The organism is uncultured Porphyromonas sp. (assembly GCF_900541275.1).
In the GTDB taxonomy this organism is placed as follows: Bacteria; Bacteroidota; Bacteroidia; order Bacteroidales; family Porphyromonadaceae; genus Porphyromonas_A.
In genome coordinates this window covers 1-13,515 of sequence record NZ_UQJH01000001.1, presented here as the reverse complement: position 1 = coordinate 13,515, position 13,515 = coordinate 1, and the positions used below count along the sequence as shown (strand labels likewise).

Below are 13,515 nucleotides of genomic sequence, written 5' to 3'. Positions count from 1 at the left end.
CAGACCATGAATAGAATACATCACCTGGCATCTGCGACTCTCGCCGCCCTCATCCTCTCCCTCGTGGCAGGATGCAGCACCGAGGATCCGATGGAGAGCTTTGATGCCGTCCTCTCATCCAAGTCTCCCGCTGTGCTCGATCAGCCCGTCTCCACGGCAATGACGATCACCCCTGAGAGCACCGGCACGCTCGACCTAAGCTGGAGCGCTGCCAAGTATGGTGACAAGATCCCTGTCACCTACACCCTCGTCATCTCTCGGGGAGGAAGTGAGAAGCGGATCGAGTTTCCGGTACTAACCGGTGCACGTCAGATCTCTATCCCACTCCAGCAGCTCAATAAGCGACTCGTCACAGAACTGGAGATGGAGGGTGACACTCCGGACAAGGTCTCCGTGATGGTGGAGGCACTTCCTCTGGCCGACAAGGGCAACGACCACGCCCTCGAGACCTACAGGACCACCTCGGCACCACTGGAGCTGACGATCACCCCGTTCCTCGCCACTGTCCGACCTGATCTCTACTTCCTCGTAGGGGACCTCAGCGGCAGAGACGGCGCACCTGGGTGGAATGAGAAAAACAACGAACACCTCTTCTTCGCCGATGATAATAGTGCCCTCACCTACCACTACTATGGGTACCTCAAGGCCGGTGCCGCCTTCAAGATCTTCCCGGAAGCCAGCATTGGCGCGTGGAAAAATATCCTGGGCCTAAAGGATGGCAAGCTCGATATGAGCGGAGATAATATTGAGCTCCCTGCGGGATCACCTGCCGGGTACTACCGAATCACGCTAACCGTCAATAGGGGCAAGCTCGATCCCGCTCAGGCGACCATCAGCTTTACGCCCATCGATGTCTTGTCCAAGCCGACCTTCGACAAGATCGGTATCATCGGCACCGCCGGCATTGACTGGGATCACGACCTCCTCCTCGAGCAGTCCAAGACCGAGCCTCACCTCTGGATCGGCAGAGGGATCGTGCTGAAGGAGGGCGAATTTAAGCTTCGCGCCAATGCTGCCTGGAGCACCAATTGGGGCGGTCAGGAGAAGGAGAAATTCCCCACAGACTTCGGCATCGCTGAAGGGGGAGAGAATTGGAAGGTCACCGCCAAGGAAGCAGGCACCTACGATGTCTACTTCAACGACCTCACCGGCAACTACTTCATCAATAAGCTCGATAAGTAATCCCTCTTCATAGGAAGAGTGGATAGATATGCTCCCACCGGTGTCGCCTCACCGGTGGGAGCTTTTTTTCATACACTTCCCACGCAGCGATCACGCCATTGGGTAAGCAGAAATTGGTATCTTTACGGAAACATAAAAAAACCAATAACTACCACTGAACTATCATGAGCGATAAAGTCATCGATCAGCAACCGAAGGAGGTCTTCCACTACTTCGACCAAATCACCCGTATCCCCCGCCCCTCCAAGAAGGAGGAGAAGATGATCGCCTACCTGCAGGACTTTGCCAAGGAGCATGGGCTGGAGTGTGAGGTAGATCATGCGGGCAACATCCTGATCCGTAAGGGCGCTACCCCGGGCTATGAGGATCGGAAGAGCATTGCCCTCCAGTGCCATATGGATATGGTGTGCGAGAAGGATAAGGACGTGGACTTCGACTTCGAGACCGATCCCATCCAGACCTACGTCGAGGATGGCTGGGTGCACGCTCGCGGTACGACGCTGGGCGCTGACGACGGGATCGGTGACGCAGTCTGCCTCGCGATCCTCGCCTCCGAGTCCATCGAGCATGGTCCCATCGAGTGCCTCTTCACCCGCGATGAGGAGACCGGTCTTACTGGAGCTATGGAGATGGCTCCCGACTTCATCGAGAGTAAGATCCTGATCAATCTCGACAGCGAGGAGGAGGGCGAGATCTGCATCGGCTGCTCCGGCGGTAAAGATACTGTAGCCGAGCTGGAGTATGAGCGCACCTACGCCTACCCGGAGCTACACTACACCCGGATAGAGGTCCGCGGTCTCCACGGCGGACACTCAGGGAGCGAGATCGACAAGGGGTATGCCAATGCGGTGAAGCTGTTGGCCCGACTTCTCTTCCGTCTCGGTAACGAGGTGGAGTATGTCCTCGCCTCCATCGAGGGGGGCAACCTTGACAACGCCATTCCTCGCGAGGCACATGCCGTCATCGGTGTGGCACCTGAGGATAGGGATGCTCTAGCTGCTTTTGTCAACGTCTTCCGCTCCCACCTGCAGGATGAGTATAAGGTGATGGAGCCGGGGCTGAGGGTCGAGCTAGATACGGTGGAGACGCCGGACTACTGCATTGACACCGACACGGCTAATGACCTGATCTTTGCTCTCGTTGCCTGCCCTCACGGCGTGATCGAGATGAGTCGCGAGATCGATGGACTGGTACAGACATCGACCAATCTCGCCTCCGTAAAGATGCAGAATGAGGACGAGGAGGACGCACTGATGGTAGTCACCAGCCAGCGCAGCTCGATCGACTCACAGATCGATATGGTAGGCGATATGGTGCGTGCCACCTTTGAGGCTATCGGAGCTGATGTGTATGAGCACAGTCCCTACCCAGGCTGGGAGCCCAATACCGACTCTCAGATCCTCCAGATCGCCTGCGAGAGCTACCGCGCCCTCTACGACACGGATCCCAAGGTGTACGCCATCCACGCCGGGCTGGAGTGTGGTCTCTTCCGCCAGAAGCGGCCTGAGCTGGATATGATCTCCGTGGGACCGACGATGCTCTATGTCCACTCGCCGGCCGAGCGTCTGGAGGTGGCATCGGTAGGAAAGTTCTGGGACTACATCCTCGACATCCTTAAGCGCTCCCCCAAGGCAGGCAAGTAAGCAGGTGATGCCATGCCACGGCGTCTCGCACTCCTTTTTTTCCTCACCCTCATTGTCGCACTGACCAGTATGGGACAGGAGAGCGAGCAGGTGATCCGGCGGAGGGTGGTCTCGTATAATGTAGAGAACCTCTTCGACACTATAGATGACCCCGAGACAGACGATCGGGACTTCCTCCCCGGTGGAGCATACCACTGGACGAAGGGGCGGTACCAGAGTAAGGTGCAGAGTATCTCCCGCACCCTCTCTCGTATAGGAGAGTGGGACTACCCTGCTCTCATCGGTCTCGTCGAGATCGAGAACGTCCAGGTGATACGAGACCTGACCGATGCCAAGCCTCTCCGGCGGATGGACTACAGGATGTCTGTCAGCCGTGGGGCGGATCCGAGAGGGATCGACGTGGCGCTCCTGTGGGACCCTAAGGTCTTCCGCCGCGTAGACGCCCACGAGATCCCTCACTACGGGGATCTGCTCAGCTACCCCCTCAGGCGCGACCCGAGGACAAAGCGCGAGCGCTCGGGCAGCGGACGTAATACGCTCTGGGTGACGCTCGAGCAGAGGCATAGCGGGGCACTCCTTGACGTATTCGTCGTCCACCTGCCGAGCCGACGGGGCGGGGTGCGCTCCACCTCACCGGACAGAGAGCGAGTCTGTGCTAAGCTCTACCGAGTGGTGCAGGACCTCTTTGACAAGCGACCGAATGCCAAAGTGCTGATCATGGGCGACTTCAATGACGCCCCTCACAATACCGCTCTCACGATGGGGCTCCGAGCGGTCCCTCCGGGAGACGAGTCGTCAGAGATCCGTCCGCATCAGCTCTACAACCTCGCCTCCCCGCAAGAGGGGAGAGCAAGAGGGTCGCACTACTTCGGGCACAACTACTGGCTACCGGATCAGATCATCGTCTCCGGTACGCTCCTCGACGAGGCGGGTGTCGTCCGGGTGGGAGGTCGGTCGATAGAGATCTACGCACCGGACTACCTCCAGGACCGACATCACCGACCGAGACGAAGCTTCAAAGGGACCCACTATACCGGTGGCTTCAGCGACCACTACCCGGTCTATGTCGACCTGATCATCGATCAGACCGAGGGAAACCCGTCAGAGCCATCCGCCACACCCCCCCCAAGACACCTGAATCTATAGGTCACAAAACGATCAGCGCAATAGACTGACTATCAGCACGGGGAAAGCCCTTGGCTCTTTTACCGATATTAGAGTCATCTATTACCGATATTAGTGTCACTAATATCGGTAATAGATTTGACTAATATTGGTATTAGTTAGTCCGAGGGGATCCCTAAACTCCACAGATAGCTCTTGCTTTACATTGAGGGTCAAAGGTCAAAATGTCTCTCATTGTTAGTCTCAGCTCCGCATACTTGTCGTTCAGCAGGGAAGGGACAAGAAAAATAGGATTTTAATCAACTGATGATAAGCGTAGTAGATACATTGTGGTCAAATTAGCTCACACAGCACCTTGCCTTTCTGCAAAATTATTGTACCTTTGCAGAGCAATCCACAAGAGAGCCCCCTACCAACAGGGGAAATAAAGTATGACTCGGTAGCTCAGTTGGTAGAGCAATTGACTCTTAATCAATGGGTCGAGGGTTCGAGCCCCTCCCGGGTCACTTCTCCAGCCGAGGTGCTGCCTACTCCACTCGTGGAGAGACAGCATCTCGTTTTTTGTACCTACACTACACGATTGCAATTCATCCATTATGGCAATAGAGCAGCTAATCTTCTACATCTCTCTCCTTGCTATTGTGGGCCTGGTGCTCAGCAAGGCAGGCTTTAGGTTTGGCATCCCCTCTCTACTCCTCTTCCTCGGCGTGGGTATGTTTGCCGGCTATTCGGGCTATCTCGAGTTCAACTCCGCCTCTGAGGCACAGACCATCGGTATCATTGCCCTGACGATGATCCTCTTTACAGGCGGTATGGACACCGACTACAAGGAGATCAAGCCGGTGATGGTCCGAGGGACGCTTCTCGCGACAGTGGGTGTACTGCTGACGATGCTGGTGACGGGGACCTTCATCTACTTCCTCTTCCGTCAGCCATGGGTGCCGGGCGAGGTGCAGGCGCTCTCCTTCCCTATGGCGCTGCTCTGTGCCGCGGTGATGTCCTCGACCGACTCAGCTTCGGTCTTCTCGATCCTGCGGTCCAAGGAGATGCACCTCAAGCACAACGTCAAGCCGCTGCTGGAATTTGAGTCCGGAAGTAACGACCCGATGGCCTACATGCTGACACTGATCCTGCTGCAGATGATCCACACTGGCGATTCCTCGATCGGCAATGCCCTCTGGATGTTTGTCCTCCAATTCAGCATCGGAGGGGTACTGGGCTACGGTTTCGGCAAGGGAGCGGTCTGGTTTGTCAATAAAGTGAAGCTCGCCTCCCCGGCGCTCCACTCGCTCCTCCTGCTCTTCGTCGCCTTTGTCATCTACTCAGCGACGGCGCGGCTGGGAGGGAATGGCTACCTCGCCGTCTACATATCGGGATTGGTGGTAGGCAACTCGGAGGTGCTGTATAAGAAGAGTACGATGCGGCTCTTCGACGGCTTTCAGTGGCTCTGCCAGCTAGTGATGTTCCTCGCACTGGGACTGCTGGTCAATGTCGATGAGCTGGCCGGCGTAGCTCTCCCGGCAATCATCGTCGGTCTCTTCCTGATGCTGGTAGGTCGCCCCCTCTCGGTGGCACTGACGCTCCTGCCCTTCATCAAGAAGATGCCGCTCAATGCGATGCTCTACACCTGCTGGGTAGGGCTGCGCGGGGCCGTGCCGATCATCTTTGCCACCTATCCCCTCGTGGAGGGGCTACCGGAAGCTCGGATGATCTTCAATGTCGTCTTCTTCATCACCCTTATCTCGCTGACGATACAGGGCGGCAGCGTGACGATCGTAGCGAAGTGGCTCGGTCTGGTGGATGAGGAGGTGAGGTCACCGGTCTTCAAGGATGTGGATCTACCGGAAAACTTCACCAGCACGCTCTCTGAGATGATTGTCAGCCCGGCGATGATCGAGAGGAGCAACTTGCTAAAGGATATGAGCATCCCCAATCACACCCTCGCCATCCTCGTGAAGCGGGGCGAGAGCTACTTCATCCCCAAGGGGGAGACTCCCCTCGAGGTGGGTGACCACGTCCTGATCCTGAGCGACGACGAGACCGCACTCGTAGAGGCATACGAGCAACTTGGCATCCATCACTACCACTTGGACGTCTGAGGGCAATACTTTGCCATTAGCGGAAAATTGTCTATCATTGCACCCGCCTAATAATAGGTAAGAAAAACGAAGTAGAAACCATCAATCAGAAGTAATATATGTACTGGACTTTAGAGCTGGCATCTAAGCTGGATGATGCTCCCTGGCCTGCCACCAAGGATGAGCTGATAGACTATGCTCAGCGCACCTGCGCCCCTATGGCAGTGATCGAGAACCTCCAGGAGATCGAGGACGATGGCGAGAGCTACGAGTCCATCGAGGACATCTGGCCCGACTATCCGAGCAAGGAGGACTTCTTCTTCAACGAAGAGGAGTACTGATCCGAAGGAGAAGCACGCACTATGCCAGTAGAGACCGAGCCCACTCCTGAGATCTCCATATCCCGAGGGACACCTGAGATGGTGCCCATAATCGCCAAGTGCGCCATGGCAGCAATTGAGCGGTACAACTTCGTGGACGATATGGACGAGGAGCAGAGCACTCTCTACGAGTGGTTGCTGGACATCTGCGCTAGGACGGACACCCTCTACTCCTATCGCAATACCTTAGTAGCGAAGGTTGACGATGAGGTAGTGGGCTGTCTCATCTCCTACCCGGGTGACGACTACGAGGCTAAGCGAGCCTTCACCTTTGCCGCTCTGGATGGGGCGGGACCAAGTGACACTGAGACCGGCCCGGGAGAGTACTACCTCGATACGCTGGCCCTCCTCCCTGCCGCCCGCGGGCACCGCATAGGGCTGAGGCTCATGGAGAGCGTCATTGACTATGCGATAAGAGAGCTGGGGTACGATCGCTTCACTCTGCTCGTAGATGAGGATAAGCCTCGACTGGAAGCCTACTATACCATGCTTGACTTTCAGCGAGACGAGAGAGTGTACTTCATGGGACACCCCTACTATAGGATGGTCCGATCTCAGAAGTGATGCAATAGGTACAATGAGAGTGGGACGTAGCTTGAGCTCCGCCCCACTCTTTTTGTCTATAATATACTTTAGTATCTGTAGGAGAGGGATAGAAGGAGAGACCTACCTCGGAGAGGCACTTCGGAGGCAAAGTCATTGATCCCCTCGTAATACACCTGCCGGAAAAGCGTAGTATTCAGTAGATTCTTCCCCTCCAGCCGTAGTCTCACCTTATCGGAGAGATCATACTGCAGCACAGCATCCAGAAATCGGTAACGAGATCTCTGCCCCTCAGCAATCTCCATCACTCCTCCTTCATAGCTCAGGGTAGCCTCCCAAGTCTCCATCGGGAAGAGATATAGGGTAGTCCCATAGCTGAGCCGGTGGAGAGGCGCGCTACTCTTCTCTCCCCCACGCTTCGAAGTAGATAGACCGACGTTAGCGAGGAGATTTCCCCACTTGGACAACCTCTGCTCTAGGCTGAGTGAGAGATCGGAGAAGGTCATCGGGACCTTATAGACCACCTGATTTTGCAGGAAAGGGCGAGAGGAGTGCGTTACGTCTACCTTTCCCTTGAGTACAGTGCCCGTCGAGACAAAGCTCTTGCTTAGAGAGAAGCCGGCATAGAGTCGATCAGCCTGATAATCCATAGGCTTCACACCATAGACAAGTCGTCCATCGACTGCCCGGAGAGTGGCGAGCTGGTCACCACCTGAGCGCTGTGCCATCAGCGTCCCATTCATAAATATCATATGGAGTAGGTTGCGGTACGCCCCCGTCAGAGTGACGTGCATAGTGTGATATCGCTCTGGAGTATCAGCATAGGTAAAGTAGCTCCTATACCCTCTACGCAAAAGTTGACCAGGCAAATAAGCTGGCGCACGAAGACCTCTATTGCCCTCTCCTGATAGGCGGATGGTCGTCCGATCACTGGGTGAGTAACTGATAGAGAAGTGCGGGAGTAGAGACCCAGTCCTCTTATCCGTCTCTTGGGAGCCATAGGCAGTGAGACCGACAGGTAAAGTGAGTCTCATCACCACCTGATCCCCCGGCAGACGATACAATAGCTCCGGGGACAGCTCGAGAGTCCCCAGCCGGTACCGACCCTCCTCATCTCCGACCGCAAAGCGATGGCTCTCCATATTACCTGTGAGTGTCAGGTAGAGCATAAGGTCACCGACAGACTTCGTGGTAGACATCACACTATGCAGAAGCGTCCTGTGATGAAGAAACAGCTCTGAGGGATCATCTGCCACGTCAAGCCCCTCCTCTATGCGCTGATAGTCGGCATAGAGAGAGCCACGGATCATCAGATCCCCGAGGGGGAAGATCGACCTTAGATCGTTCTTCACCGCCAGGTCGCTCAGGCTTCGACTCTCTCGTAAGTCTGCTGTAGTCCCTTTCTCCTCCGTATGGATGTCGCTATGCATCCCCACCTTAGCTATATCCGCTGAGAGCTTATCCGACAGATAGACGTTGTCGCTATTATGCTCATAATAGATAGAGGGAGAGAGACGGAAGTAGCGACGCTTACCACCGGACTGCTCACGATACTCCCAAGGATCCTCTCCGCCATATCTATTGTCCTCCATACGTCTCCTATGCTGCCGATCGGCGACCCCGGTCGCACTTACTCGCAAGTTCCGGACAGGACTGAGGATAAAGAGGTGATTAAGGCTCGCTGCACCACTCTCATTGAAGCGATAGCGATCCTCCGGCAGAGGAACATCGGTCGGGAAGTCTGTAGTCAGAAAGGGGGAGGCTGGAGTGGGCCGGTAGAGGAGATCGTAGACGGTGGGGACGCCACCGAAGAGTTGCTCCACATCCCGTCCGGTGTTATTCCCTCCACCGATCAGCATACTCTGTGATCTCCGGTGCACTAAGGTAGTGCTGATCTTAGACTCCAGCAGCAGGGGGGAAAGTCCTGCCCCTATAGAGACCTCGCCGAAGGGTCGCGCCTTATAGTCCTTACTGAGACGAAAATTCATAGCCACTGACTCACTATCCGTCCTTTTCTTGAGGATCCGCTCGTGAGTATGACGCTCCATGACATCCACTCCGGTGATCGCATCGGCAGGGAGGTTTTGAGTAGCTAGGTTGTACCGATTCTCCAGTAAGTCCTGCCCCTCTATATAGAGATGACTGATGGCACGTCCTTGGTACTTGATGTCTCCGCTGTTACCCACCTCCACTCCGGGAAGCTTCCTGAGCACATCCCCTATAGAGCGATCACTCTTCACCCGGAAGGAGGAGACATCATAGCTTACAGTATCCTTATATGCGACTACGGGGGGAGCTTTTGCAAAGATCTCGGGGAGCTTGGTTGCGGTGGGCTCAAGCCGCAGCACCAGCTCACTCCCGCACCTCAGCCTGTCCCGGCTCACCTCTGCCGACTTGTAGCTCATCAGGACTACACTCAATCTGGTGACTGACTCACTGAGTGCCAGATCCGCCTTTCCCCGGTCGTCCGTGAGAGCATAGCTTATGAGGGCATCTCCCTCGCCATAGAGACGACAGAGGACACCGGACAGGGGGACATCATCCTCAGCCGAGAGGATCGTCAGACGTACGGTACAGGGATCAGCCTTAGCCAGGAGCGGTAGAGCGAGTAGCAGGAGGATAAGGAAAAGCCTATTCCTTACGAGGTGCCACATAATCACTCCAGCTCTATGGGATTGAAGGGAAGGGGCTTAATGCTCTTGAGTGTCTCCTCAGGGATCGTGACGCCCTGCATGCTCATCAGTCCGCGAGCGGGATCGGCACAGTAATTCCTATGCATCTGCATAATGTGTCCCCGTGACTCCTCAGGATAGTCCGTTCGGCGGTAGATGGGGACCGGATCCTCCTCCGGGACCGCAGAGAGCGATCCGAGAGTAAAAGAGTACTGACCTGCCGTGTCATAGAGGCAGAAGATCAGACCCGGCAGACCCGTAAACTTATAGGGACCATCCGGAATCGGGACCTCCGGAGCATACCAGGCCACATAATCCCTCCCGCGGAAGTGCATCAGAGCCTTCTTACACTTCACCCCGGCTACTATCGTGTCTCCGGGGGTCATAGACCACTCCATCTGGGGAAGGGGTTCCTCGTAAGCATACTCTTTCAGCCCGGTCGATGACACCACGAAGCAACTATCAGCACCGCGTAAGACTCTGTCCATAAAAGCCTCCTGATGAATCACCGACATCAGGGGCACCAGCAGGTCGCTCTCCTTGCGCTTGGCTCGGGCATAGCTGTCATTGATCGAGTCGGACTGATAGGCGAAGTAGTCCATAAACATACTATACCTCTCACCCACAAAGAGGACGGTCCAGCCGACCTCATGCTTATAGGGATTACCGGGATCCTTCTGGTGCTGATACTCGTACAGTGCCCGGTATTGTGCCTGGTCGTAGATCTGCTTTGGTTCCTCAGCAGCTAATTTATCCCCAAAGGCTCCGGCGGCATCCTTAGGGTCTATCACCTGAGCCGACAGGGTTCCTGCGATGCTGAGCGATGCCACCGCCATCACACATAAATTTCGAAATAACCTATGCATTGCTTTTTCACTACATAAAAATTAGATGTAAAAAGAGGTCACGATACAAAGAAGTAGTCTAAAACTTTTTCACCTCAAATCGTGCCTACAAGGGTAAGCTTAGTTTAGTAAGATAGACCCTTATTGCAATTATAGTCAAAAAAAATCTCTACATCAGGGGATTAGCATTTAAGCGTTACAGCCATCTATCCATGTATGCTCTTAGCTGTATTTCAATAGCGCTCTGAAGCATCAACTCGACTAATACCGCATCCCATACGCTAATACAAAGCAGAGGAAAGGGGCGAGACCTGACAACTGTCAGGCCTCGCCCCTACTCTGTGAGGATATTATCTCAGGACCCGGCGGGAGACTATCAGTCCACCTTGGCACTACTCTTGAGAATCACGTCGTGCGCCCCACCCTCGGTGATCGAGGTCTGAGAGACGACCGTGACCTTAGAGTGCTTGCGGAGATGCTCCAGGGTGGTCGAGCCACAGCTGCACATCGTCGCCTTGATCTTATTGATGGTGGACTCAAGACTATCCTTCATCTCTCCGGCGTAGGGGACGTAGCTGTCGACCCCCTCCTCAAACTTCATCTGACCCAGCACCGGCGCCTTGTCGCCATCGTCGTACCGCTGCCAGTTCTTGGCACGATTGGAGCCCTCACCCCAGTACTCCTTGACGTAATTGCCATTGATCTTAAGGAGACGACCTGGACTCTCATCGAAGCGAGCGAAGTAGCGGCCCATCATTAGGAAGTCAGCACCCATGGCGAGGGCGAGGACCATATGGTAGTCGTGCACGAGACCGCCATCGGAGCAGATCGGGATGTACTCTCCCTTCTCCTCCAGCCACCTGTCTCGGGCCGCAGCCACATCGATGACCGAGGTAGCCTGTCCTCGTCCGATACCCTTCTGCTCACGTGTGATGCAGATCGAGCCACCTCCGATGCCGACCTTGATGAAGTCGGCACCTGCAGCAGCGAGGTAGTTGAAGCCATCCGCATCGACCACATTACCGGCTCCGACGGGGAGGTCGGGGTAATTGCTCTTCACCCACCTCAGCGCATCCGCCTGCCACTCGGAGAAGCCGTCAGAGGAGTCAAGGCAGACAACGTCCACACCCGCCTTCACCAGAGCCGGTACCCGCTCCTGGTAGTCGCGGGTATTGATGCCTGCACCGACGAGGAGGGTCTTTGTCTCCTCGTCCGAGAGTTCATTGGGATTGGCGTGGTGGCTGTCGTAGTCCTTGCGGAAGACAAGGGAGCAGAGGTGGTCCGACTTATTGATGATCGGGAGGGTATTCAGCTTCGCATCCCAGATCACATCGTTAGCCTCGGATAGCGTGATCCCCTCGTACCCGGTGGTGAGCTTGTCAAATGGGGTCATCATGTCCCTCACCTTAGTATCAAAGGGCGTCACCCCGATGCGGTAGTCCCGTGTAGTGAGCATACCGAGGAGCTTGCCATTGGGCTTGCCGTCATCGGTCACTGCGATGGTGGAGTGCCCGGTCCGCTTGATCAGGTCAAGCGCATCCTGCAGCGTATGGTCAGGAGTCAGGTTGGAGTCGCTCTGGACAAATCCGGCCTTAAATTTCTTCACCCTCCGCACCATCTCCGCCTCATCCTCGATGGGCTGAGAGCCGTAGATGAAGGAGAGCCCTCCATTTTGCGCCAGCGCAATCGCCAGCCGGTCATCCGAGACCGCCTGCATGATCGCCGAGACGAAGGGGATATTGAGGTGAAGTGAGGGCTCCTCGCCCTTCTTATGCTTCACGAGAGGAGTCCGGAGACAGATGTTATCCGGGGTGCAGTCGCGTGTAGTAAGTCCGGGGATAAGGAGATACTCACCGAAGGTATGGGAGATTTCGCTGGTAATGATGGCCATGATAGTCTGTGCTATGTATTCTTTGTCGTCCAACGGATGTAGATCCTGCACAAAGGTACCCCTTTTCCATTTATTATCTCACCTCTGGCTCCTGCCGTAGATCCAGCCGTAGAGCGCACCGACGAAGAGGGCACCGCCGACGATGTTGCCGAGGGTGACCGGGAGGAGGTTGTCGAGCAGGAGCTGAGAGAGGCTCACCTCAGCGCCATACATCATGCCGGTGGGTATGTAGTACATATTGGCGATAGAGTGCTCGAAGCCCATCACCACAAAGGCCATCACCGGACACCAGAGCCCCATCATCTTACCGGACATCGTATCCGCCGCCGTCGCCAGCCAGATGGCAAGGCAGACAAACCAATTTGCCCCCACGCCACGCACAAAGGCTTCACCCCAGGAGAGCGAGGCCTTCGTCTCCGCAGTGGTGCGGATAAAGGAGCCAAAAGCCTCGGGCTCCATCAGCCCTGTGAGGTAGACGAGGAAGTAGTCCCAGAAGAGCGCCCCGAGGAAGTTGGCACACCAGACCACTCCCCAGCCGAGCAATACACGTCCCCACCGCACTTTACCCTGCATCGCCGCCGGCACCAGCACGGCACAGTTGCCGGTAAAGAGCTCCGCCCCCGCAATAACGACGAGGATGATCCCGAGGGGGAAGAAAAAGCCACTCAGCAGCTTAGGCAGGATCGGATTGCCTGCTGCAGCAGCTCCGAAGCCACCGCCTGCCAGCGTCGCCAGAGTCCCTCCCATGGCGATATAGACTCCGGCGAGGAAGCCCAGGAGAACCATATTAATAAGAGAGAGAGAGCTCTTTGCCTCTGCCGTCGCGTAGGTCGAGGCGACGATCTCTGCGGGTGATTTCATTTTCGGGAATGCTATTGTTGGTGATACGTCGACAAACTTAGCTCTTTCGTCCGAAACTAGGGGCAGGCCGAAAAAAGGTGGGTAAAAACCAGTCGCGATCTCGCTGTAAACTAACACCGATATTAGACAACTCTAATATCGGTGTTAGTGGATTCTTTTACCGGTAAAAGAATTGCCTCTCCTCAAGTGGGGGTCACTCCTACAATAATATGCGATTCCTGGAAAAAGTACACAGTTGACTGAATATTACTAGGACTGTATACCGGTCATTGGATTAAGACCTGAGAGTGTACAC

General features: G+C 55.5%; 10 protein-coding genes and 1 tRNA gene. 7 read left to right on the top strand and 4 right to left on the bottom strand.

Annotation, left to right across the window (positions count from 1 at the left end):
* Positions 1-6: 6 nt before the first annotated feature.
* From QZR17_RS00055 to QZR17_RS00025, 7 genes are all read left to right on the top strand, one after another.
* Positions 7-1,182 (top strand): SusE domain-containing protein, encoded by a 1,176-nt coding sequence (locus QZR17_RS00055; protein ID WP_297126119.1) that lies wholly within the window; start codon positions 7-9, stop codon positions 1,180-1,182.
* Between the two features lie 164 nt (positions 1,183-1,346).
* Positions 1,347-2,825 carry an aminoacyl-histidine dipeptidase gene (locus QZR17_RS00050; protein WP_297126116.1) on the top strand — a complete coding sequence of 493 codons (1,479 nt, stop codon included), beginning with the start codon at positions 1,347-1,349 and terminating at the stop codon, positions 2,823-2,825.
* A 12-nt stretch (positions 2,826-2,837) separates the two neighbouring features.
* Positions 2,838-3,971, top strand: a complete 1,134-nt coding sequence (locus QZR17_RS00045) for a hypothetical protein (protein ID WP_297126113.1) — start codon at positions 2,838-2,840, stop codon at positions 3,969-3,971.
* 412 nt (positions 3,972-4,383) lie between these two features.
* Positions 4,384-4,456, top strand: a tRNA-Lys gene (locus QZR17_RS00040).
* A gap of 90 nt (positions 4,457-4,546) precedes the next feature.
* The gene (locus QZR17_RS00035) at positions 4,547-6,049 is read left to right on the top strand and encodes a potassium/proton antiporter (RefSeq protein ID WP_297126110.1); all 1,503 of its coding nucleotides are present in this window, start codon (positions 4,547-4,549) and stop codon (positions 6,047-6,049) included.
* Positions 6,050-6,147: 98 nt separating this feature from the next.
* Positions 6,148-6,369: a DUF2795 domain-containing protein gene (locus QZR17_RS00030; RefSeq protein ID WP_018106532.1), complete on the top strand. Its 222-nt coding sequence runs from the start codon at positions 6,148-6,150 to the stop codon at positions 6,367-6,369.
* A 21-nt stretch (positions 6,370-6,390) separates the two neighbouring features.
* Positions 6,391-6,972, top strand: a complete 582-nt coding sequence (locus QZR17_RS00025) for a GNAT family N-acetyltransferase (protein ID WP_296164937.1) — start codon at positions 6,391-6,393, stop codon at positions 6,970-6,972.
* Positions 6,973-7,040: 68 nt separating this feature from the next.
* Here QZR17_RS00025 and QZR17_RS00020 read toward each other — a convergent pair whose 3' ends face one another.
* From QZR17_RS00020 to QZR17_RS00005, 4 genes are all read right to left on the bottom strand, one after another.
* The gene (locus QZR17_RS00020; protein ID WP_297126106.1) at positions 7,041-9,605 is read right to left on the bottom strand and encodes a TonB-dependent receptor; all 2,565 of its coding nucleotides are present in this window, start codon (positions 9,603-9,605) and stop codon (positions 7,041-7,043) included.
* Between the two features lie 2 nt (positions 9,606-9,607).
* Positions 9,608-10,489, bottom strand: a complete 882-nt coding sequence (locus tag QZR17_RS00015) for a GLPGLI family protein (RefSeq protein ID WP_297126101.1) — start codon at positions 10,487-10,489, stop codon at positions 9,608-9,610.
* Between the two features lie 355 nt (positions 10,490-10,844).
* On the bottom strand, positions 10,845-12,359 hold the full coding sequence (locus QZR17_RS00010) for an IMP dehydrogenase (protein ID WP_297126098.1): 1,515 nt from the start codon (positions 12,357-12,359) through the stop codon (positions 10,845-10,847).
* Positions 12,360-12,437: 78 nt separating this feature from the next.
* Entirely contained in the window at positions 12,438-13,220 is a 783-nt protein-coding gene (locus QZR17_RS00005) for a formate/nitrite transporter family protein (RefSeq protein WP_297126095.1), read from the bottom strand.
* Positions 13,221-13,515: the final 295 nt, after the last annotated feature.

Coding starts and splice junctions, on each gene's coding strand:
- QZR17_RS00055 (WP_297126119.1), top strand. CDS start 7: ATGAATAGAATACATCACCTGGCATCTGCGACTCTCGCCGCCCTCATC.
- QZR17_RS00050 (WP_297126116.1), top strand. CDS start 1,347: ATGAGCGATAAAGTCATCGATCAGCAACCGAAGGAGGTCTTCCACTAC.
- QZR17_RS00045 (WP_297126113.1), top strand. CDS start 2,838: ATGCCACGGCGTCTCGCACTCCTTTTTTTCCTCACCCTCATTGTCGCA.
- QZR17_RS00035 (WP_297126110.1), top strand. CDS start 4,547: ATGGCAATAGAGCAGCTAATCTTCTACATCTCTCTCCTTGCTATTGTG.
- QZR17_RS00030 (WP_018106532.1), top strand. CDS start 6,148: ATGTACTGGACTTTAGAGCTGGCATCTAAGCTGGATGATGCTCCCTGG.
- QZR17_RS00025 (WP_296164937.1), top strand. CDS start 6,391: ATGCCAGTAGAGACCGAGCCCACTCCTGAGATCTCCATATCCCGAGGG.
- QZR17_RS00020 (WP_297126106.1), bottom strand. CDS start 9,605: ATGTGGCACCTCGTAAGGAATAGGCTTTTCCTTATCCTCCTGCTACTC.
- QZR17_RS00015 (WP_297126101.1), bottom strand. CDS start 10,489: ATGCATAGGTTATTTCGAAATTTATGTGTGATGGCGGTGGCATCGCTC.
- QZR17_RS00010 (WP_297126098.1), bottom strand. CDS start 12,359: ATGGCCATCATTACCAGCGAAATCTCCCATACCTTCGGTGAGTATCTC.
- QZR17_RS00005 (WP_297126095.1), bottom strand. CDS start 13,220: ATGAAATCACCCGCAGAGATCGTCGCCTCGACCTACGCGACGGCAGAG.